Origin of the sequence: Rhizobium mayense, assembly GCF_030272705.1 — a bacterium.
GTDB lineage: Bacteria > Pseudomonadota > Alphaproteobacteria > Rhizobiales > Rhizobiaceae > Rhizobium > Rhizobium mayense.
The window spans coordinates 189,567-211,124 of sequence record NZ_JARFYM010000004.1; the positions used below are offsets into that span (position 1 = coordinate 189,567).

Consider the following 21,558-nt stretch of genomic DNA (forward strand, 5'->3'; position numbering starts at 1 on the left):
GGATGAAGCGAAGGATCGTTGGTGACGTGATCTGCCAACGATCCGGGCTCTGCGGGAGGCAACCTTGACGACTTGATACCCAGGCACATGTTTCCGGCAAGTAACCTTTACCTATCTTTCCATTCACCTTATTCAATCGATCAAGAGTAGCCACCGGCCGCCGGAACGGCAGCCCCCACCGGAAAGCTCCCAAATGTCATCTCCGATCTTCATTCCCGAGTCGCTGAAATCGCTCCGTGTCGAGCCGCTCTTCGCCGTTGAAATGAACATCACATCCGCCCAAAAAGTGGGAGCTGAAGCCGGCCCCAGCGTGGTCGGCATCGTGGGCGGCGGGCGTTTTGAGGGGGAGCGGCTGAAGGGCCGTATCCTCGAAGGAGGCAGCGACTGGCAGCAGGTGCTCGCCGACGGAACCGTGCGACTGGACTGCCGCGTCGTGTTGGAAACGAACGATGGTGCCCTCATTGGCATGACATACCAGGGAATTCGCGCCGGGCCGGCAGACGTGCTCGCACGTCTTGCGCAAGGCGCGCCGGTGGAGGCCGACGAGTACTATTTTCGCATCAACCCGATCTTCCAGACGCGTTCAGACGACTACGGTTGGTTGAATCGCATCGTGGCGATCGGCGCCGGCTATCGACCGCCGACCGGGCCGATCTACAATATCTTCCAGATCCTTTGACGGAGGGGAGGCACAAAACCACAAGATTTTCACACCAGCGTCGGGTTACTTTTCGTCTGCTGGTGAACGATCATGCGCAGGCAGCGTTCCTCCGCCGTGTCGAGGCTGGTCAACCCAACGACGAGGAAGCAGCGCCGGTCGCGGGCTGGATTTCTCCTCGCTGTCGACATTGCATCCGCTCTGAGCCATCCCGGCTTCCGCCAGCCAATCGCGGAACTTCTCCCAAGTAAGACCTTCAAATCCCTTCATTGCGCCTCCTCCCAAAAGCGGCTGTCCATTGCCGACCTCTGTCGTGCCTCCAAGGTAGATGGAAAGTGCAACCCGGAGGCGGTACATCACGCCGTCGCGGCGTCGACCGATCCGGCATCTTTGATTGTTGGAGTCCACTGATAAATACTGACATCCGCATATACGCCGTGGATCACAAATGGATCCTGTGCACTAAACTGCCGCATCTCATCAAGCGAACCGACCTCGGCAACGACGATGCCACCGCTTGCGTCTCCGACTTCGTCCAGAATAGGTCCCGACTGTCTAATGCGAAGCAGACCAGATCGAAGGTAGTTCCTGTGATCTTCGAGATAGCGTGCACGAGCAGAGGCTTTCCCGGGATCCGAAAGTGCGACGCGTATTGCAAGCATCCTTTTGAACTCCTCAATGCAATTGAACGCTTATTTGAACGTCGTCATCGTCACCTCGGCGCCGGCGCATCGCCGCGATAGGCCAGCTCGAGCAATTCGCTCAGCGCTTTCTTTTCGAGCGCGCGCGGATTCCAGTAGGCATTCGACATGGCCTGTTCGACCGCGTCGCCGACACTGTTGGCGGGCATGCCGAGATCCTGCAGCGACATGACAGCCCCCAATCGCTTCGCGAGATCGTAGAGAGCCAAAGCAGGCTCGCCTCCACCAAGCGCCCGGCTGATACGTGCCATGGAGGCGGGGGCCGCTTTGCTGTTGTAAGCTACGGCATGGGGCAGGACCGCCGTGTGCATCGGCGCATGCGGGAGATTGAACATGCCGCCCAGCGTGTGGCAAAGCTTGTGATGCAGCGCCATTCCGACCGAGCCGAGGCAGACGCCGCAAAGCCAGGCTCCATAGAGAGCATCGGCACGGGCGCCCCTGTCCTGCGGGTTTGCCTGGATAAGCGGCAGAGCGCGGGCGATCGCCGCAATCCCCTCCTCCGCCATCATCGAGACGATGGGATTTGCTTCCCTGGCGTAGAGCGCCTCGACGGCATGGGCAATGGCGTTGATGCCGCTTGTCACCGATAACGCAACGGGCAGGCTCAACGTCAGATCGACGTCGTAGACGATGACCTCTGGAAGGATCCGTGGATCGGACTTGGTGACCTTGCGGCCACCTTCCGTTTCGCCGAGAATGGGAGTGGCCTCCGATCCCGCATAGGTCGTCGGCACGACAATCTGCGGCAGATCCGTGCGGTAGGCGATCGCCTTGCCGAGACCCGTTGTCGACCCGCCGCCGATCGACACAAGCGCATCGGCGTCAAGCCGCTCGACGGTCCGCATCGCGTCAGATGTCACGTCCACCGGCGTGTGCATTTGCGCTTTGGAATAAATGCCGGCGACGCGCGAGCCCAGATGGCGCGCAATGTCTTCCGCTTGGCCCGCCTGCTCCGGCGTGGAGAGAACCAGAACGCACTTTGCGCCCAGCCTCTCGGCTTCCTCCCCGAGGCGGGAAATCGTGCCGCTGCCAAAAATGACGCGGCCGGGGTTTGCGTTGTAGACGAAATTTTCCAATTGCTTCTCCTAGACCTTTTCCGGCCGCGCGAGGACGAAATCGAAATCCGAGCGCCAGAGCGTATTGCCGTGCTCGAGACGTTCAAAGGGCGCGACAAGTGTCCTCTTGACCCCGAAGACCGTGTCCGATTCGAGATAATGGTCCCCGCCGACGAAGGTGTGGGTCACGAGTTTCTGAAAGCCGTCTGCGCGGACCATGTAGTGCATGTGCGCCGGCCGATATGGATGCCGTCCCAGAGCAGCGAGCATCTTCCCCACCGGCCCGTCATCAGGGATCGGATAGGAAACCGGCTTGATGCCCACAAAACTGTACCGCCCATCCGGGCCGGTGATGAAGACGCCTCTGTTGTTCCATTTCGGTTGGATGCCAGGCTGCTGCACGTCATAGTAGCCTTCCGCATTGTCCGACCAGACGTCGATGCGGGCTCCTTCCACAGGATTGCCGTCGAGATCGAGCACGCGGCCGACAAACAGGCAGCTTTCTCCCTTGCCATCCAGGCAGATCTGGTCGCCCATCTGGCGCACAGGAGCACCCTCGACATGGAAGGGACCAAAGACGGTGTTCTCGGTCGCCCCTTCCGGCCTTCGATTGTTGATGGCGTCGACCAGCATGGAAAGGCCGAGCGTATCGGACAGGAGGATGAATTCCTGTCGTTCCTGCGTGCAGATCTGACCTGTCCGGGTCAGAAAATCGACACCGAACTCCCATTCCTCCTGCGTGAGGTTGATCTCGCGCGCGAAGCTATGGAGATGTTTTACAAGGCAGGCCATCACCTCGGCAAGACGTGGGCTGACGTCTTTTCCCATTCGGGCGTTGACGGTCTCGATGGAATTCTCTTCCGTGAAATAGCCGATTGACGTCGTCGTTTTAACGGTGTCCTTACTCATCCGATTCCTCCTTTGCTTCACGGAACGATGCGATCCGCCCGCAGGCGGTCAAAGGCATCGGTGAAGGATTGGGTTGTGTCCTGATAATCCAAGAAGCACAGTTTCCGGCTTCGCCCCATGTCGTTGAACGTCTCGACCTGTCGTCCAAGATCGGCGTCCGAATGCCAAAAGGAAGCGACGCGCGAGAGGGCATTGGGCTGAAGTCCGTATTTCTTGACCATGCCATCCCAGATCGGCGCGGCATCGTCCATCTGGCTTTCGAGAGGGTTCGGTTCTCCCGGGTACGCCGCAGCCTCGATACCAAAATAGCTCGCCAGCCGCGGCCAGAGCCACTTCCATCGGAAGACCTCGCCGTTGACCACGTTGAAAGCAAGATTGGCGGCGGTGTCGGTGGTCGACGCCCATTCGAGATGCCTTGCGAGCAGCCGGGTGTCCGTGACGTCGGTCGCGGCCTGCCATTGCTGCGGCGAACCGGGAAAGACGAATGGCCGGCCGGTCTCCTTGCAGATCGATGCATAGACGCCGAGGGTGGCGGCCATGTTCATCGCATTTCCGACGGCATAGCCGATCAGTGTATGTGGCCGATGAACGGACCAGGTAAAGCCATCGCGCGCTGCCGCGGCGAAGACCTCGTCTTCCTGGACGTAATAGAAGTTCTCTCCCGGTAGGCGCTTCTGCTCTTCGCGGAACGGCGTTTCCGGCTGCGTCTTGGCATAGGATTCGAACGGGCCGAGATAGTGCTTGGTGCCGGTCGTCAGAGCGACGTGTTTGACGCCGCGTCCTTTTAACGCATCGAGCACATTGCGGACGATGGCGCCGTTGACCTCGCAGTTCTTCGCCTCCGTTTCCTGGCGGGACCAGGCAGTAATGAAGACATGGGTGGGTTTCGCATCCGCCAGCGCTATCTGCACCGAACGCGCATCGACCAAATCGCATCGAAACGTCTCGACACCAGGGATCGGGCTCTGCGAGCGCGACAGTCCCGAAATGGTCCAGCCATTCTTCGAGAGAAGGTGTTCGGCGAGATTGCTTCCGGTAATGCCGGTGGCGCCGACGATCAAGGCGTGTTTATTCATGGGTTTAGCCGTTCAACAGGGTGATTTTGATGCTCTTTGTCGGATCCTGGCCGAAGGCGAAAGCCTGAACCGCATCGGTCAGATCAAAATCATGTGTCTGGATTGGCGACAGATCGATGCCGGTTCTTTCCAGGAACCGGATGGCTGCCGGCCAGACGCCTGGCGATCCGATGCAGCCGCGCACCGTCAGGTTCTTCATCTGGATCTGCCCGAGAACCGCCGGCACCTTACGGCCGATATTGATGCCGACCATCGACATGCGACCATCCTCGCGCGCATAGTCGAAGGCGGCAGCCAGCGATGCGTCGTGCCCGGATGCTTCGATGACAAGATCCGCGCCATTGCCGTCCGTGAGCTCGCGGATTTTTTCGGCCGCGCCGCCGCCCGTGGGATCGATCGCGACATCGGCCCCGAGCCTTTTCGCGACTTCGCGGCGCGAAGCCAGCGGGTCGACCACGATAACGCGAGCGCCCATGCCGATCGCCGCGGCCGCCGAGACCAACCCGATGGTGCCGCCGCCGGAGACCACGACGGTTTCGCTGGCATTCGTACCGCCCGAACGCAACACTGCGTAGAAGCCGCAGGTGAAGGGTTCGATCAGCGCCGCCTTCTTGTCGTCGACCGCATCGGGAAGTTTGTGCAGCCACTCGGGATTGACGGCGAAAAACTCGCGATCCGCCCCGCTCAGCGAGAAGCCGAAATGATGCAAGCGCTCGGGAGTGCGCACCACGCATTCGCCGACAACGCGATCACCTTTGTGGAATCCCGTCACGTTGCGTCCGACTTCGACGATCTCGCCGCTCCATTCATGGCCCGGCGTCACGGGATAGGAGATCGGGATGATGTAACGCCCTGCCAGCAATTCATAGTCGGAGTGGCAGATACCGACCGCCCGTGTGCGGACCAGCACCTCGTTCGGGGAGATTTCCGGCATGGCCGTATCCACGATAACAGGCTTTTCCGGTGCATCGAAAACCAGGGCCTTCATGTCTTCCTCCTCAAACCTGTTCCAGGGCGCCCGTTCGGGCCGAACGCACGATCGCCTCCAGCAAGGCGATGTTGTTGATCATGTCATCGCCGGTGATCGGGTAGTCCTGTTTACCGCGCACGGCTCGGGCAAAGGCTCGCAGGTTGTCGCGGACCGGTTCGGCGGGTGCGACTTCGCGCACTGTGATCGGCTTGTCCTTCCAGCCTTCCGTCACCACCCAGCCATCAGGCGCTTCGACATGCGCCTTGTCGCGGACTTCGATCCACCCTTGCGTGCCGTAGACGGCGTAACGGGAGATGAAGGGAGTAGCGAGCGTGGCGGCGACATAGGCTGACCCGCCGTTTCCGAAGCGGATGTGCGCACTCATCGTGTCGCCCTGCGGAATTTCGGAAGCGAGGTTTTCGCAAATCACCCTAACGTCCTTTGCCGGTCCCATCAGCTTGACGGCAAGATCTGTCAGATGAATTCCGGTCGCCGTCATGCCGCCGGCCGGTGCCTGGTCGGCCTTCAGCCGCCAGTTGGACCGATCGAGATTGAGAAACTTGTCGTGGCTGAAATTCGCCTCGATCTGCAGCAGGCGGCCAAGCCTTCCCTCCGCCGCCACTTTCAGTATCTCGGCGACCGGCGGCTCGAAACGGCGTTCGTGCCCCATTCCGAGGACTACGCCCGCCTTCCTGCAAAGCGCCACCGAAGCCTCTGCACCGGCGCGCGTCAGATCCAGCGGCTTTTCGCAGAAGACATGTTTGCCGGCCGCGACGACCTGAGCAATCTGCTGCCGATGCAGCGAATGCGGCGTGGCAAGCACGACAGCCTCGACGTTCGGATCAACGAGCGCCTCAGCGAGATCCGTGGAAAACTGCAGGCCGGCCTCCCTTGCGAAGGCTTCCGCTTCGAGGTTGGCATCTACGCCCCGAATGAAGTGCATTTCCACTCCGCCGGCATTGACGAGGCCCGCCATCTTCTTGCCCCACCAGCCGAGGCCGACCAAGGCAGCGATGACCGGCCTTTCCTCAATCACGGTCATCGATTATCCACCCGCTTGCTGAAGGGATGGATATTGACGGTCTTCCAGACACCCGCCTTCGTGAAGGGATCGGCCCTGTTGAACGCGACGACTTCGTCCTTGCTATCGGCCTCGAGAAGGAAGAGGGAGCCGATCATCGTCTCATTATCATCCGCCAGAAGCGGTCCGGAGATGACGGTCTTGGTCGCGGCGCTGGAAAGATACGCCTTGTGGGCATCGTAATTAGCCAGCCGCTTTTCGACGGCGCCTTCGTGATCGAGGCAGTGAACGATATAATGCATTGAATTTCCTTTCCAAAAATCAGGCGATTGAATAGCCGCCATCGACCATCAGCAGATGTCCGGTGACGCCGCTTGCCGCATCGGACAGAAGGAACGCTGCGGCTGAGGCGATTTCCTCCGGTTTGATCAGGCGGCCGACGGGAGTGTCGTCCAACCATTGTTTCATGACCGCGGGCTGGGTTCGGCCGACCTCGGCCAGCATGACGGTATCTGTGTAGCCAGGGCCGACGGCATTGACGCGAACGCCCGATTTTGCCCATTCGGCGGCAAGGACCCGGCACATATGGGCAACGCCGGCTTTGGAGACGTCGTAGCCGACGTGCAGCTCTGGCCGTACCGCCTTCACGCCGGCAATGGAGGCCGTCATCACAATCGCGCCCTTTCCCGCCTCCAGCATCGATCGGCCGAAGGCCTGGACGGTCCAGAACACGCCGTCGAGATTCACCGACATGACCGTGCGCCAATCCGCCTCGCTATGGTCCAGGGCGGGCCGTTCATAGGACATGCCGGCATTGGCGAATATCCCGTCCAAAGCCCCGAAGCTACGTTGCACGGCGGCAGCCGCCTCTTGGACGGAGTTCCTGTCGGCGACATTGAAGACGACACTCTCGGCCTTGCCTCCGCTGCTGCGGATATCGTCGCGAATCCTTTCGACCGAGGCGTCACGGTCGGCCGCAATGACCGTCGCGCCGAGCGAGGCCAGATAGCGGCAGGCGGCGCTGCCGATGCCGCCGGCGGCGCCCGTGACCAGTATCTTGCGTCCACTGATGTCCATCGGGTTCCGCATGATCAGGCCTTCATGTTCACGAGGATCTTCATGTGCGACGCCTTGGGATCGAGCAGTGCTTCAAAGCCCTTTTCCACCACATCTTCCGGTGCGATTTCGGCCGTTACGATCTTTTCGACCGGGAAAATGCCCGCTCCGATCATCGCGGCGATGCGTGGCCAGATCTGCACCGGATAGCACCAGGTTGCTTCCACGGTGATATCCTTAAGTGCCCATAGCATGGCGTCGATCGCCGCAGGCTTCACATGCAGGCCCACCTGAACGACGGTGCCTTGCCGGCGGACGGCCTTGGCGCAGAGATTGAGCGAGGCCTCGGCGCCAACGCACTCCAGCGCGACGTCGACACCGACGCCCTCCTCTGTCTGGTCGCGGAAGAGCTTTTCCGTATCCGTTTCGCGAGGATCGAAAACGATCGCTTCGGGAACGAGCTTTTGCGCCAGCGCGCGTCGGTTGGGATTGAGCTCGGACACGAAGATCTTCGCGGCGCCGGCAGCCTTGGCTGCCAGCAGGACCAGCGCGCCGATCGGACCGACACCCGAGACCAGAACGGTGCTGCCGCTGGTCACGCCACCGCGGTCGACGCCATAGAGGGCCACCGCTGCGGGCTCGATCATCGCGGCCTGAATATCGGAAACGGAATCGGGTACGGGGAAGACGTTGTAGCCGTTGACGACGGCGCGCTCGCCCATGCCGCCCCAATCCCACGACAGACCCACGCAGGCCATTTTTTCGCTGAGATGGAAGAGACCGCGGCGGCCGTAATAATCGTCCCGCGGCGAAATCAGCGGCTGGATGGAAACGCGCGAACCCGGCTGGACATGCGTGACGTTCTTGCCGACTTCGAGCACGCGCGCCGAAAACTCGTGGCCGAGGATCTGCGGCAAGGTCGCGCCGGAATATACATGCGGCGTGGCCGGAGTGACGATCGGGCCTGCAATATATTCGTGCAGGTCCGTTCCGCAGATGCCGCAGACCAGGGGCTCGATCAGAACCATGTCCTCCCCGAGCGGCCCGCTCGGCGCGGGTACGTCCTCAACGCGGATGTCTTTCTTCGAGTAGTATCGTACAGCCTTCATTGTCATGCCTTTCTCAGTTATTGCGCTGTGTAGCCGCCATCGCAGACCAAGCTGCTGCCCGTTACGAAACGGGCTTCATCGGAGGCCAGGAAGAGGACGCAATTGGCGACATCGATTGGCTCGCCAAGCGTCAGCGGATGCTTCGACTTCATCATTTCGAGATAGTGATCGAGGCCGCCGGGATAGGTTTCGCCAGCCTTCATGAACAAGGGCGTCTTCGTCGAGCCGGGATGAACGGCATTCACGCGAATTCCATGCGGCGCATAGCAGACGGCATCGGTCTTCGTCATCGCAAGGACCGCGCCCTTGGTCGCGTGGTAGGGAGGAAGGTCGTCATTGCCGATCAAGCCATAGATCGACGAGAAATTGACGATCGAGCCGGCCCTCGCCGTCATCATCGTTTTGACCGCGTGCTTGGTGCAGAGAAAAACACCGCGCACGTTGATGGCGAAGATGCGATCCCACTCGTCGACCGCCACCTCATGGGCGAGCTTATTGACGCCGGTGACGGCGGCATTGTTGACGAGGATGTCGAGCTTGCCCCACGCACGCACGACCTCCGCCACCGCCGGCGCGACCTCATCCTCGTTGGAGACGTCGACACGACGGAATACGGCCTCGCCGCCCTTTTCCTCTATTGCCCGTGCGACCCGTGCGCCCTGCTCGGCGCTGACGTCGAAGATCGCGACCTTTGCGCCCTCCTCTGCGAAACGATAGCAGGTTGCCTCGCCGATGCCGGTGCTCCCGCCGGTGATAACAGCGACTTTGTTGGCCAAGCGTACCATTGGTTCTCCTCCCTCATGCCTCTCTTAAATCAAGACCATGCCGCCATCGACCATAACGGTTTGGCCCGTGATGTAGTCCGAGGCGTCGGACGCCAGGAATGTCGTCACGCCGGCGATGTCCTTCGGAACGGATACGCGGCCGAGTAGAATCGACTGCGAGAACTCGTTGATCGCCTGCTCCGGCTTCGAGGTCAGCCCATGCTCCATGAATTCGCGGTCCAGTTGCTGCCACAGCTCGGTCGCCACGACGCCGGGGCCAAAGGAATTGACGGTGATCTTGTGCTCCGCAAGCGCACGGGCGGCAGCCTGCGTGATGGCCACAACGGCGAATTTCGAGGCACAATAATGCGCGAACAAGGGATAGCCCTGCTTGCCGGCGATCGAAGCCGTGTTGATGATCTTGCCGCCGTTGCCCTGCTTGATCATCTGCTTGGCCGCTTCCTGGGTGCCGATCAGGACGCCGAGGCCATTGATCTTCATGATCCGATCGAAGTCGGCTTCGGTCACTTCCAAAAACGGGCACGTCTGGCTGATACCCGCATTGTTGAACATGACATCCAGCCGGCCGAAACGGGACACGGTTTCACCGATGAGGGCCTGAACACTCTCGCGGTCGGAGACATCGACCGAGAGCGCGACAGCGTTTCCGCTGTCCGAGACAATTTTCGCGGCGGTCTGCTGCGCCGCCTCGGCATTCAGATCGGCGATGACGACCTTGGCGCCCTTTGCGGCCAGGTCGGCGGCGATACCTGCGCCGATGCCGCGGCCGGAACCGGTGACGATGACGACCTTGTTGTTGACTGATCCGCTCATTGGACCTCCCTTTCCCATTTTACTATCGAACGGTGCGAACGTAGAGGCTCGCTGCCACGATGATGACGACGCCCTTGACGATGATTTGCAGCTGGACGGGCATGCCGACCATGACCACCGCGTTTGAAAGGACAACCAGGATCGCTGCACCAGCGAGCGCCCCGGGGATCGTACCCCTTCCTCCCGAAAGGGCGACACCGCCCATGACCGCTGCGACGATCGAGTCGAGCTCAAAACCGCGTCCGACAAAGTTGTCGACGACCCCGACGAACCCGGAGAGGACGAGCCCCGCCACTGCTGCTAGGACGCCGCAAATCATGTAGCAAATGATCGTCACACGATCGGCCGCGATGCCGACCAGGCGCGCCGTGATCGGGTTCCCGCCGGTGATATAGACGCGACGGCCGAAAGCGGCGCGATGAAGCAGGACCGCAAAGATGATCGCCAGCACGACCATGACCATGAGGTTGTAAGGCACGCCGGAAAGCGTTGCGGAACCAATCAGTCGATAAATCGGCGGAACATTGCCGGAAGGCGCTCCTTGCGTCGCCGCGAAGCGAAAGCCCTGAAGGACGATCATGGTTGCGAGCGTTGCCAGGAACGGGGAGACGTTGCGTTTCGTCACCAACAGGCCGTTGGCAAGGCCGGTTGCCGCGCCCATTCCGATGCAGGCGAGCAAGATCAGCGCTGCGTCGCTGTTCTGGCCGTTGAAGCTGGTCGCAATGACCGCAGCCGTCGCCATGACGGACGCCACGGAAAGATCGAGCCCCCTCACGAGAATGACGAAGGTCTGGCCGATCACGACGATCGCCAGCGGCGCGAGCTGCATCAGCATGTTCGAGACATTGGCCGGGCTGAGGAAGGTCGGGCTTACGGCCGTGGTCACCAGGATGGCGACAAGGAGAAACAGATAGATTCCGTATTTCTTACCGATATCTCCTGCTCGCATCCCCGCGGAACTTGACGCGCTGACCGCCGCGTTGGCTTTCGCAATTGCCATCAGGCTATCCTCCTCTTTTCCACGTAGACGGAGACGGCGGCGATGATGACCAATCCTTGCGCGACGAGCTGGATGTGCGTCGAGACGCCGAGGAAGTTCAACAGGTTATTAAGAACCGACACGAGATAGACACCGAGCAGCGTGCCAAGTACGCCACCGCGGCCGCCCGCCAGTACGGTGCCGCCGATAACAACTGGCGTGATGGACGCAAGCGTATAGTTGGCGCCGGTATAGGGCTGGCCGACACCGAACCGGCTGACCAGGTAGACGCCAGTCAGGGCGGCAAACAGTCCCGATAGAGTGTAGACGAGCAAGATAATCCGTGTCTTGGGCAGACCCATCAAGGTTGCCGCCTGAGGGTCGTCGCCGACGGCATAAATGTGGCGTCCGGTCCGTGTTCTCGCGAGCAGAAACGCCGCCAGGATGAAGAGAAGCACAGTGACGGTGGCGCCGATGGAAAGGCCGCCGGCCAAGCGGCCGTAGGCGAAGTAATCGAAGCCTTTCGGAACCTTCCCGATAGGTCCGAGCGCGTAGAGCAAGGCGACACCCTGGATGACCGCCCCGGTGCCGAGCGTGACGATCAACGGATGCACGCCCGTCAGGATGATGACACCGCCATTCGCGGCGCCGATGACGATACCGAGAAGGAGAACGCCTGCGATCACCGGCACGACCGTGGCCTGGTCGCCATTGATCTGTCCCGACGTGAGCATCGAAGTGAGGCTAATGATCGAACCGACCGAAAGATCGATGCCACCAGTCAGAACCGCAAGCGTCTGGCCGAGGCTGACAAGTGCCAGGCCGGTCGATTGCTCGTAGATGTTGAGAATGTTTCTTGACGTACCGAACCGGTCCGAGACCAGGACGCCCGTCGCGAGGAGGACGACCAACAGGGCGATCACGACGATGATGCCGGCGCGCGAACTGCTGAAAATCGATCCGAGTTTGATGGTAGTGCCGTTCATCTTCCGCCTCACGCCGCCAGTTGATGGGTTGCAAGGGCGATCACGCTTTCTTCGGTGATCGCGTCCGCTTCGAGTGAACCGGTGATTTCGCCTTCCCGCATCACGAAGACATGATCCGACAGGCCGACGATTTCCGGCAATTCCGACGAGATCATCAGGATCGCGATGTCACGATCAGCGAGCTCCTGGATGATGCGGTAGATCTCCGTCTTGGCGCCGACGTCGACGCCGCGCGTCGGCTCGTCGAGAATGAGAACGCGCGTACTCGTGCGCGCCCAGCGCGCCAGGATGACCTTCTGCTGGTTGCCGCCCGACATCAGGGAGACAGCGGTTGATGGTCCGCGACAGGCTATGCGGTAGTTGTTGATCTCGCTTTTGGCGATTTCGTCTTCCTGCCTGCGGTCGACCAGCCCATACCGTGTCACGCTCGCTAACGTCGAAGCCGTGATATTCGCAGCGATATCAAGCTGCATGGCCAGCCCCTGACCCTTGCGGTCTTCCGTGACGAGGCCGATGCCCTCGGCAATTGCGTGCGCCGGCGTAATCCTGGAAATATCCTTGCCGTCCAGGATGACCTCACCGGACGACGTCTCCAGTGCGCCGAATATGGCGAATGCGAGTTCGGAACGACCAGCGCCGACCATGCCCGCGAGCCCGGTGATTTCACCAGCACGCAAGGTGATCGATGCATTGCGCACCCGACCGGGAACCGAGACGTTCTTCACGTCGAGGACCACCGGGCGATCGGCCAGCAATTGACGGCGGGGCGGAAAGAGCTCCACAAGCGAACGGCCGACCATCAGGGAAATCAGCTCGTCGCGATTGACGTCGGCGATATCGCGCGTCGCGACATATCGGCCGTCCTTCAACACGGTGACGCGATTGCAAAGCGCGAAGATCTCCTCCAGCCGATGCGAGATATAGATGATCGCGACACCGGCGTCGCGCAGCGACCGAAGACGGGCAAAGAGCACCTCGACTTCGTGTCCTGAAATGACGGCGGTAGGTTCGTCGAGGATCAGCAGCTTGACCTCGTGGACAAGCGCCTTGGCGATTTCGACCATCTGCTGGTCGGCAACGGACAGGTCTTTTACCAGCGCCTTCGGATCCAGATCCAGGCCGAAACGGGCAAGCAGTTCCCGAGCGTCGGCAGCCGCCTTGCGGTGATCAATCAGACCTAGGCGGTTGCGGCGTTCATGACCGATGAAGATGTTCTCGGCGACGCTCAGATGCGGGAAGAGGACGAATTCCTGATATATGACATGGATGCCGGCCTGCTTGGCCTCTCCGGGCTTGGCCCATTTGACCGCCTTGCCGTCAAAGGTGATGGTGCCTGTGTCGGGCTGGTGAACCCCGGCGATGACGCGCGTCAGCGTTGATTTGCCGGCGCCGTTTTCGCCCACGAGCGCATGAATCTCGCCGGCGTGAACATCGAGCCCCATGTCCGTGAGCGCATTGACGCCCGGAAAGGATTTGCAGATTCCCGTCAGTGACAACATATCCCGTCCTCGCAACTGTGAAGTCGGCGGGGCACCATTGCCCCGCCGTGTCCTGGGAGGACTTATTGCGGGTAGTCGATCTTGAAGGTCGACGGATTGTAGTCGGCGCCCATGCCGCCTGTGACCAGTGCGTCGGCGGGCGCGTTCGGCATCACCATGTCCTTGATGTGCAGGTCAGGGTGAATGGAGACCGTCTCATCACCGTCGGTCGTTGCGATCTGGGCATTGATTTCATAGGTGCAGGGCACCTTGGCGCCGGAAAGGACTTTCAGTGCAACGTCGATCGCGGTGCCGCCCATGGCCGGAGGATAGCCGACTTCAAGCATCGGCACCTTGTACTTGAGCGCCATCTGCATCGGGCCGTTGACGTCAGAGGTGGTGTGCGGCGGAATCTCGCCAGGCTTGAAACCGGCTTCGAGGAAAGCTTCGATGGAGCCCGGCGTCTGCAGACCATGGGTGGAGAGGACGGCATTGATGTTCTTGCCGTATTTGGCGATTACAGCTTGCATGACCTGCTTGCCCTTGACCGGGCTCCAGTCCGAATAGACCGTGTCGAGGATCTTGATATCGGGGTATTGGTCGAGAACCTGCATCGCGGCCTTGACGCGCGATTCATTCGGGCTCGAACCGGCCTGGCCGCCGAGGATCACGATATTGCCCTTGCCGTGAAGCTTCTCGACGATCCACTGGGCGAACAGCCGCCCCATCATGGCATCGGATGCTGTCACGAAGGTGACGAAGTTATCGGAGGAAACGCGCCGGTCGACCATGACAACCGGAATACCCTGCTCCATGGCCCGCGACACCGCCGGATCGACCGCCTGCTCGGTATTGGCACTGACGATCAGCAAATCGACACCCTGCGAAATCAGGTCCTGGATATCGGACACCTGTTTGGCGTCGTCATGACCGGCATCGGTAATGAGCAGATGCTTGATCTGATCCTTGTGCTCGGCGGCCGCCTTTTCCATGGCGTGCAGCATCACGACGCGCCAGCTGTCACCCAGACCGGCATTCGAGAACCCGATCGTGTAAGGTCCGGCTTTCTTGTACTGCGCGGTGTCCTTGAAGCAAACATCCAGCGACGGGTTGAACAGGAATGTTCTCGGCACGCCGGTGTAGGTATCCGCGAATGTCGTAACAGTGCTGGAGAGCAGAGCCAATGAAGCGATAATGCCAATAGCTTTGGTTTTCATTCTAAAATCCTCCTCCGTTAAATCGACTTAATCGCTCCGCAACAAAGTATCGTTCACGGAAAACGCTGCTTTCCGCGGCAATTCTGTTTTGCTGACGACTATATTCCTCCCGAGGGAACCGTCGTGCGATCCAAAAATGAGGCTAAAGGATGAACCTATGCTTCGACAAACCATTAATTATCCAAAATGGATATTTTAAATGCAGTAATCCGACTCCGATCGAAGATAGTATTCAACCGGGAGGATAGTGCGCATGCACGCAAACGAAGTCTTTGTTTGTCGTGCGGTCGGCCTTCCTCCCTGAGATAGCGGCATTGAAAATTTTCTGGCCGGCGATCGGTTGGCGGGAAAGGAAGGGTGTGTATGAGCGAGACACTGAGAGTGGGATGGGCCGGAATCGGAAAGATGGGTACGCCGATGAGCCGCCGCGTCCTGGAGAATGGATATGCGTTGTCGGTTTATGAGCCGCTTCCTGAAAATCGGGCTTCCATTGTAGCGCAAGGCGCCAATGTCGCGCATTCGCTTGAGGATCTTGCCGAAGCCGCCGACGTGATCATGCTGACCATTCCCAACGATATGGTCCTTCGCGAGCTGACTTTGTCGCCGGGAGCTCTTGCCGAACTGATGAAGCCCGGACAGATCCTCGTCGAAATGAGTACCGTCTCACCGGAACTGTCCGCCGAGGTCAATTCCGCCCTCAGCAGCAAAGGCATCTCCTACCTGCGTGCGCCCGTGTCCGGGAGTACGGTCACCGCCTCATCCGGCATGCTGTCTGTAATGGTTTCGGGGCCGGAAGAGGCCTATCGGAAGGTCGAGCCCATTTTGGCCTGCTTCTCTTCCCGCCGCTTTTATCTCGGCGCGGGTGAGGAAGCCCGCTATCTGAAGCTCGTGCTGAACGCCCTTGTTGGTGCGACGGCCGCCCTCCTTGGCGAAGCGCTAACCCTTGGGCTGAAGGGGAATCTCTCCGTCGAGACGATGCTCAACGTCATTTGCGAAAGCGCGGTGGCTTCACCGCTGATCGCCTACAAGCGAGACTTGCTCGTCAATCGCAATTTCGATCCGGCGTTCTCGGTCTCGCAGATGATGAAGGATTTTGACCTCATACTGGGTGCAGCCAAGTCAGATCATGTGCCAATGTACCTCGCATCGATGATCAGGCAGCAATATGAGGCTGCATTCGCGGACGGCTTGGCTGAAAAGGACTTCTTCGTTCTTTTCGAGCAGTACGAACGTCTGGCCGGCCTGACGCGAAATGGCATTGCCGGATCCCGTGATCTGAAGGCTGTCTGAGCATGCTGGCAAAGTTGGAATTTGCCGGCTAACCTGATCTTCGGCAGCGCGACGGTTGGGAGGTGCCGACGTGAACGAATATGAAATGCTGCGCGTCATCGACTTTATCGAGAAAACGCGCAGCCCCTTCAGGGAGGTTGTTGAGCCGGCAGATGATGACGCCGTCTGGCGCGTCGTCACCTACCTCATCAAATCCCATATCCTCAGCCAAACCGTTTCCATCTCGGCCCTGGGGCAAGAGTCCGGCTTGGCCTATGCGACGTCCATGCGATTGATAAACCGCCTTATCGATGGCGGCTATATCCAGAAAGTGGCCAAGGGCACCACCGGAAAAAGCTTCGCCTTGCAGCCTAGCGAGCAGCTTTTACAGTCATTCGAATCCTATGCGCGCAAGACCAAGTCGCTGCTGGCCCAGACGCTGGGCTTGCGTGCTGGCGAGCAGGAAGACGAGTATTATTTTGGCGGCACGCCGCTTGGATCGCAGATCATTCCGCCGATGCGCCTCGTGCAGAAGCGCGCGGAATCGCAGATCGAACTGCGCTTCCTCTTGAACGATGACAATTATTTCTCGGCGATGCGCAACATGTGGGCGGACTTCCGCAACAATCTCGCCTCGCGGAAGAATTTCGACCTGCTGCCGCTTCCGGAACTTTACCGGCGTGCCCGCGAGAACGGCGCTCTGCCGGTTTCCAAATACGATGTCATCGCCATCAATATGCCCTGGCTCGGGGAGTTCGCCGAAAGCGGCATCATCCGGCCCATCGACACTTACATCCAGACAACCGGCATCAACCCGCTCGATTTCCATCCTTCCATTTGGTCCACCGCGACATGGGAGGGAAAAGATTATGGCGTGCCCGGCTATTGCACGGTCGAGCTTCTCGCAGCCAGAAAAGACCTGTTCTCAGAGGCAGGACTTCCCTTTCCCAGGACCTTCGACGACGTGATCGCAGCCGGTCGCCGTTTCCATGCGCCGGATGACGGTATGTTCGGGGCGGTGTGGGACGGCGCGCGCGGCATGCCGATCGCATCCAGCTTCATGTTTTTCCTCGGAGCTTGCGGACAGCCGGCGATATCGCTGCGCAGAACGCGCTCGGGCTTCACCCTGGATGGGACCGACCTCGACGAACTGAGTTGCACGATCCTCTCGGATGCCGGCTTTGCCGCGCTTGAATATATGCGCCGGTTGATCGAAATCTCGCCGCCAAAGATCCTTGAAATGGCCTGGGATCAGACCCTCGAAGTATTCCTCAAGGGAAGGGCGAGCCTCGGCTATTTCTGGACGATGCGCACCGCCCGCTTCGAATACGACGTTCAATCCGTCGTGAAGCGGCGTGTGGAATATTTGCCGCAGCCGTCCGGCCCAGGCGGCACTCGTGCGTCGCCCATTGGCGGCTTCCTGTTCTGCATCCCGACCAACCTGCCGGAAGAGCGGGTGGAATTGGCGGCAGATGCGATTGCCTGGATGGCCTCGCGGGAAGCGATGAAGGCGCATGTCAAGAACGGGTTCCCGGTCGCCCCGCGCTTTTCGGTCAGCGCGGATCCGGAAGCGGCGGCTAGCTCGCCGATCGTCCGTTTCGTCGATCAGCTCGCGAAAAAGAACCTTCTGCATACGTGGCCGCGGCCGAATATCCCGCAGTACACGATGATCGAGAAAATACTGGGCGCGGAGATTCACAATGCGCTCACAGGTGACAAGCCGCCGCGACTTGCCCTCGAAGATGCTGCGCAGCAGATCGAATTCAGCTTGAAATCCGCTCGTGGACGGCGGGCCAGGCAGGGCGTGGTTTAGACGCCAATTTGGCGGCATTTCCGTTGGGCGACCTGAGCCACGGTCTGCTGCCTAAGGTTGCCGCGGCACTCAGCCAGGAGGCGCCATCATTTGATGATGCCGAGCTTGCTGCGGTCGGTCGTCAGGGCGACTGCCACCAGCGCCGTCAACCCGAATACGATGTTCTGGGCCGTGGGCTGCACGCCGATGATGACCGTGACGATCCTGAGCCAGGAGGTGATCAATCCCCCCACGACCGCCGGCAGCAGTCCGCCCACGCCGCCCGATATTGCCGTACCGCCCAGAACGACACCGACGATCGAGAGAAGCAGCAGATTGCCGGCAAGCGTCGGCGAGCTGAACGTCGTTACGGATATCAGGAACAATCCGGCAATCGACGCGCAACCGGCGGAAACGGCGAAGATGGTCGTACGCACGGCGATCACGTTGACCGCCGACATGATTGCGGCGCGCTCGCCGGTCCCCAGAGCATAGATGTCTCGCCCGAGGCGCAGATATCGCAGCAAAGTCCCCAAGACAGCGACGATGACGATAAGCGCGATCACGGTATTGGGAATTTGCGCAGTGTTGTCTGCAAGCCAGGTCACAAACAGATCATTGTCGGGGATCGGCTCTGCCGTGGCGTTCGAGAGAAGCAGCGCCAGACCGGACAGTATGCTGAGCGTCCCCAAGGTCACGATGAAAGAGGGCAGTTGCAGCCATGCATGGAACCATCCTTGCGCGGCCCCGAAACACATCGCGATCAGGACGACGGTAATCGACGTCCACGGGCCGAAGATCGGATTGAGGACGACGACCAGGACTCCGGTCAGGGATGCAACGCCGGCAACGGATAGGTCGATGCTGCCCGCCAGAATCGGCAACGTTCCGCCGATGACGAGAGCGATGACCGGCGCGGCGTCCGAAAGGAAACTCACCAAAGAATCCGTTTCCAGGACTCCCGGCGCGATTATGGCGCTCGCCAGCACGAGCGCAATCAATACGAGCATTGGGCCGAGAGCCCGCAAGATCGTCGACTGCTGCCCGCCAAGAGCACGGATAAGCGTGGTGTCGAGTGCGTTTTGCATCGTGGTGTTTCCCTGTGAAATTCAGTGTAGCGGCCCGTGCGACAGATGTCAGACCATGGCCGCCACGACATCCTCTTCCTTAGGCAAGTCGCCGGCTGTCAGATCGAAATGGGCGGTGATTTCTCCGTCACGCATGACGACGATACGGTCGGAAAGCTCCAGAAGCTCCGAAATCGTATCTCCGACGAAGATGATCGAAAGACCGTTTTGGGCCTGTTGCCGGATGACGGCGAACAGGTCGTCTCTCGCACCTGGATCGAGGCCCCTGCTTGGATGATCGAGCAGCAGAACCTTGAGGTCTTTCGCCATGAGCCATTTTGCCAGTATGGTTTTCTGCTGATTGCCACCACTGAGGCTGGAAATCGGAGCGAAAGGCGTGTGCATCTTCACTTTCAGGCGCCGCATCCAATCAAGCGCGACAGGCCGCTCCTTGCTTCGTCGCAGCATGAGCGAGCGCCAGCCATAATCAAGACCGAATGTCAGAACGGCGTTTTCGAAGAGAGAACGACTGGCCAACATGCCCTCCGAGCGCCGGTCGGCCGGAAGATAGCCTATGCCCTGGCGGACGGCCGTGCGAGGACTGCCCGGCGCGACAGCTTTGCCGCTCAAGGAAATCCTGCCGGTATCGACGCGCTCTGCGCCGAACACTGCCCGGCAAACTTCTTCAGCACCGGAGCCGAGAACCCCAGCTACCCCCAAGATCTCGCCGCGGCTGACTTCAAGGCTGACATTGCGGAAGTGTGTGCCACTGCTCAGCCGTTCCAGCTTAAGGACCGCCTTTGCATCCTGTTTCGCCAAACCACGGTCTCCACGGGGCTCCGTCACGCGTTGCCGCCCGACCATCAGTTCGTAGAGCTCGTTGCGGTCGACTGACCGGCTTTCCCTCTCCGCCACCTTTCGACCATCCGTCATGACGACGACACGGTCGCTGATTTCCAACACTTCCTCCAGCCGGTGCGAGACGAAGACGATCGTCGCATTTCCACGCAACCTGTTGATCTGCTTAAACAACAACTTGATCTCGTCGGGGGTGAGTACCGAAGTGGGCTCGTCGAAGAGGATGATGGGCGGTCGATCGACAAGCTCCTCGATTGCGAGCACCTTGGCGAGTTCGACCTGCTGGCGTTCCGCAAACCGCAAATCTTCCACCGGGATGTGGGTCGGCAGATCGACGGAAATCTTGTGCAACTGCGCGCGTGCCGCTTTGTTCAGCGCGGACCATCTATAGAGCCCGTTTCGCTTGGCAGGATGCGGCTTGTCCAGAAAGATGTTCTCGGCGACGGTCAGGTTCGGAATGAGCGACTGTTCCTGGTGAACCATCCCAATTCCATGGCTGCCCGCCGCGGCGGCGGAGCCCAGGACGATCGGCTTTCCGTCAAGCAGCAGCTGACCCTGGTCTGGCGTCGTGAGCCCCGCCAAAATCTTCAGCAAGGTCGACTTTCCGGAGCCGTTCTGGCCGATCAGGCCAAGGACTTGCCCGGCGGGAATCTGCAAATCTATGCCTTCGAGCGCAACAACGCTGCCATACGTTTTGCGTATGCCTTGGAGAACGAGCGAACCGATCATTTTACCACCCTCAATTTGCGGCGGCGATGCCATCCGCCGGCAGCAACCGCGACGACGATGACCGCGCCGCTGATGATGTGACGTGTATAGGGACCCGCCCCAATCTGTATCAGGCCGTTATTGAGAACCTCCAGGATCAAGGCGCCCAAGGCGGACTGTACTGCCCCGCCCCGACCGCCGGTCAGGACCGTTCCACCGAGCACCGAAGCGCTGATCGCCGGAAACAGCAGGCCGTTGCCGATATTGGCATTGCCGGTGCTGAGCTGGGCGGACAGCAGCACGCCGCATAGCCCTGCCAGCAGTCCACAGATCGAGAAGGCCGCTATCTTGATGTGCCGGACACGCAAGCCCGAAGCGACCAGCAGACCTTCGTCACCGCCGATCGCGTAGATCATCCGCCCAAGCCTCGTGTAGTTGAGGACAAGCTGGCTGACGACGATGATCGCCAGCGCAATATAGACGACCAGGCTCAAGTCGAAGATCCGCAGCCTTGCCAGGTTCAGGACAAGTGGATCGTTGATCTGCGGCACGCGCTCGGGAAAAAGCACGGCCGCAATCCCCAATCCGACAAACCAGGTGCCGAGGGTGACGATCAACGATGGCATCCGCAAGATTGCGTTGAGCACCGCGTTGAACAGACCGAAGGCGAGACCTGCCGCAAGCGCGGCAAGCAAGCCCACTAGTCCGTAATCATTGCCATTGACGCCATTGGCGACCAACAGGGCAACGATCATGCTCGTCGCGGCCATGATGCCCTCCAGCGACAGGTCGATGGAGCCCATGATGACCACGAAACTGATGGCAGCGGCGAGTATGGCCGGGACCGCCGCTGCCTCGACGACGGATTTGAGGTTGTCGATCGTGAAGAAGCTTCCGCTGACCAGCTGGAAGCCAACCGACAGCACGATGAGTGCCGCGATAGGGCCAGCGAACTGGGTCCAAGGCAACTTGCTTCTGATCTCTTCGAGAAACGTCGGCGAGCGTGCGACCGTTTTGGAGTTCATGCTGGTAGCGGCTTCCATCGACTCCT

At 60.2% G+C, this 21,558-nt stretch carries 22 protein-coding genes; 3 read left to right on the plus strand and 19 right to left on the minus strand.

Features of this window, described 5'->3' with window-relative positions:
* Positions 1-193: 193 nt before the first annotated feature.
* Entirely contained in the window at positions 194-679 is a 486-nt protein-coding gene (locus PY649_RS08180) for a DUF3237 domain-containing protein (RefSeq protein ID WP_285867748.1), read from the plus strand.
* Positions 680-708: 29 nt separating this feature from the next.
* On the opposite strand, the gene PY649_RS08185 is transcribed toward PY649_RS08180, so the two are convergent.
* The 16 genes from PY649_RS08185 to PY649_RS08260 form a co-directional block, all read right to left on the minus strand.
* The gene (locus PY649_RS08185) at positions 709-849 is read right to left on the minus strand and encodes a hypothetical protein (RefSeq protein WP_285867749.1); all 141 of its coding nucleotides are present in this window, start codon (positions 847-849) and stop codon (positions 709-711) included.
* 165 nt (positions 850-1,014) lie between these two features.
* Positions 1,015-1,320 carry a YciI family protein gene (locus PY649_RS08190; protein ID WP_285867750.1) on the minus strand — a complete coding sequence of 102 codons (306 nt, stop codon included), beginning with the start codon at positions 1,318-1,320 and terminating at the stop codon, positions 1,015-1,017.
* Positions 1,321-1,370: 50 nt separating this feature from the next.
* The gene (locus tag PY649_RS08195; RefSeq protein WP_285867751.1) at positions 1,371-2,435 is read right to left on the minus strand and encodes a maleylacetate reductase; all 1,065 of its coding nucleotides are present in this window, start codon (positions 2,433-2,435) and stop codon (positions 1,371-1,373) included.
* Between the two features lie 9 nt (positions 2,436-2,444).
* Complete coding sequence (locus tag PY649_RS08200; RefSeq protein WP_285867752.1) at positions 2,445-3,323, minus strand: intradiol ring-cleavage dioxygenase; 879 nt, start codon at positions 3,321-3,323, stop codon at positions 2,445-2,447.
* Between the two features lie 17 nt (positions 3,324-3,340).
* The gene (locus tag PY649_RS08205; RefSeq protein WP_285867753.1) at positions 3,341-4,399 is read right to left on the minus strand and encodes an SDR family oxidoreductase; all 1,059 of its coding nucleotides are present in this window, start codon (positions 4,397-4,399) and stop codon (positions 3,341-3,343) included.
* Positions 4,400-4,403: 4 nt separating this feature from the next.
* Entirely contained in the window at positions 4,404-5,387 is a 984-nt protein-coding gene (locus tag PY649_RS08210; protein ID WP_285867754.1) for a zinc-dependent alcohol dehydrogenase, read from the minus strand.
* A 10-nt stretch (positions 5,388-5,397) separates the two neighbouring features.
* Positions 5,398-6,411, minus strand: coding sequence for a Gfo/Idh/MocA family protein (locus PY649_RS08215; RefSeq protein WP_285867755.1), 1,014 nt, complete (start codon positions 6,409-6,411; stop codon positions 5,398-5,400).
* On the minus strand, positions 6,408-6,692 hold the full coding sequence (locus PY649_RS08220) for a YciI family protein (protein WP_285867756.1): 285 nt from the start codon (positions 6,690-6,692) through the stop codon (positions 6,408-6,410). The genes PY649_RS08215 and PY649_RS08220 overlap by 4 nt, the downstream gene beginning before the upstream one ends.
* Before the next feature lie 19 nt (positions 6,693-6,711).
* A complete protein-coding gene (locus PY649_RS08225; protein ID WP_285867757.1) occupies positions 6,712-7,479 on the minus strand; it encodes an SDR family NAD(P)-dependent oxidoreductase in 768 nt (255 codons plus the stop codon).
* Positions 7,480-7,481: 2 nt separating this feature from the next.
* On the minus strand, positions 7,482-8,561 hold the full coding sequence (locus PY649_RS08230; RefSeq protein ID WP_349644416.1) for a zinc-binding dehydrogenase: 1,080 nt from the start codon (positions 8,559-8,561) through the stop codon (positions 7,482-7,484).
* A gap of 11 nt (positions 8,562-8,572) precedes the next feature.
* A complete protein-coding gene (locus PY649_RS08235; protein WP_285867759.1) occupies positions 8,573-9,340 on the minus strand; it encodes an SDR family NAD(P)-dependent oxidoreductase in 768 nt (255 codons plus the stop codon).
* Positions 9,341-9,364: 24 nt separating this feature from the next.
* Positions 9,365-10,153, minus strand: coding sequence for a glucose 1-dehydrogenase (locus tag PY649_RS08240; RefSeq protein ID WP_285867760.1), 789 nt, complete (start codon positions 10,151-10,153; stop codon positions 9,365-9,367).
* Between the two features lie 22 nt (positions 10,154-10,175).
* Complete coding sequence (locus tag PY649_RS08245) at positions 10,176-11,153, minus strand: ABC transporter permease (RefSeq protein WP_285867761.1); 978 nt, start codon at positions 11,151-11,153, stop codon at positions 10,176-10,178.
* The gene (locus PY649_RS08250) at positions 11,153-12,118 is read right to left on the minus strand and encodes an ABC transporter permease (RefSeq protein WP_285867762.1); all 966 of its coding nucleotides are present in this window, start codon (positions 12,116-12,118) and stop codon (positions 11,153-11,155) included. The genes PY649_RS08245 and PY649_RS08250 overlap by 1 nt, the downstream gene beginning before the upstream one ends.
* Before the next feature lie 8 nt (positions 12,119-12,126).
* Entirely contained in the window at positions 12,127-13,617 is a 1,491-nt protein-coding gene (locus PY649_RS08255) for a sugar ABC transporter ATP-binding protein (protein ID WP_285867763.1), read from the minus strand.
* A gap of 62 nt (positions 13,618-13,679) precedes the next feature.
* On the minus strand, positions 13,680-14,813 hold the full coding sequence (locus tag PY649_RS08260) for an ABC transporter substrate-binding protein (RefSeq protein ID WP_285867764.1): 1,134 nt from the start codon (positions 14,811-14,813) through the stop codon (positions 13,680-13,682).
* Between the two features lie 363 nt (positions 14,814-15,176).
* On the opposite strand from PY649_RS08260, the gene PY649_RS08265 reads away from it, so the two are divergent.
* Positions 15,177-16,103 carry an NAD(P)-dependent oxidoreductase gene (locus PY649_RS08265; RefSeq protein ID WP_285867765.1) on the plus strand — a complete coding sequence of 309 codons (927 nt, stop codon included), beginning with the start codon at positions 15,177-15,179 and terminating at the stop codon, positions 16,101-16,103.
* 70 nt (positions 16,104-16,173) lie between these two features.
* On the plus strand, positions 16,174-17,895 hold the full coding sequence (locus tag PY649_RS08270) for an extracellular solute-binding protein (RefSeq protein ID WP_285867766.1): 1,722 nt from the start codon (positions 16,174-16,176) through the stop codon (positions 17,893-17,895).
* Positions 17,896-17,981: 86 nt separating this feature from the next.
* On the opposite strand, the gene PY649_RS08275 is transcribed toward PY649_RS08270, so the two are convergent.
* The 3 genes from PY649_RS08275 to PY649_RS08285 are packed head-to-tail and all read right to left on the minus strand — an operon-like array spanning position 17,982 to position 21,550.
* Positions 17,982-18,962, minus strand: coding sequence for an ABC transporter permease (locus tag PY649_RS08275; RefSeq protein ID WP_285867767.1), 981 nt, complete (start codon positions 18,960-18,962; stop codon positions 17,982-17,984).
* A 48-nt stretch (positions 18,963-19,010) separates the two neighbouring features.
* Positions 19,011-20,528, minus strand: a complete 1,518-nt coding sequence (locus tag PY649_RS08280; protein WP_285867769.1) for a sugar ABC transporter ATP-binding protein — start codon at positions 20,526-20,528, stop codon at positions 19,011-19,013.
* Positions 20,525-21,550, minus strand: coding sequence for an ABC transporter permease (locus PY649_RS08285; protein WP_285867770.1), 1,026 nt, complete (start codon positions 21,548-21,550; stop codon positions 20,525-20,527). Before PY649_RS08285 ends, PY649_RS08280 begins: the two co-directional genes overlap by 4 nt.
* Positions 21,551-21,558: the final 8 nt, after the last annotated feature.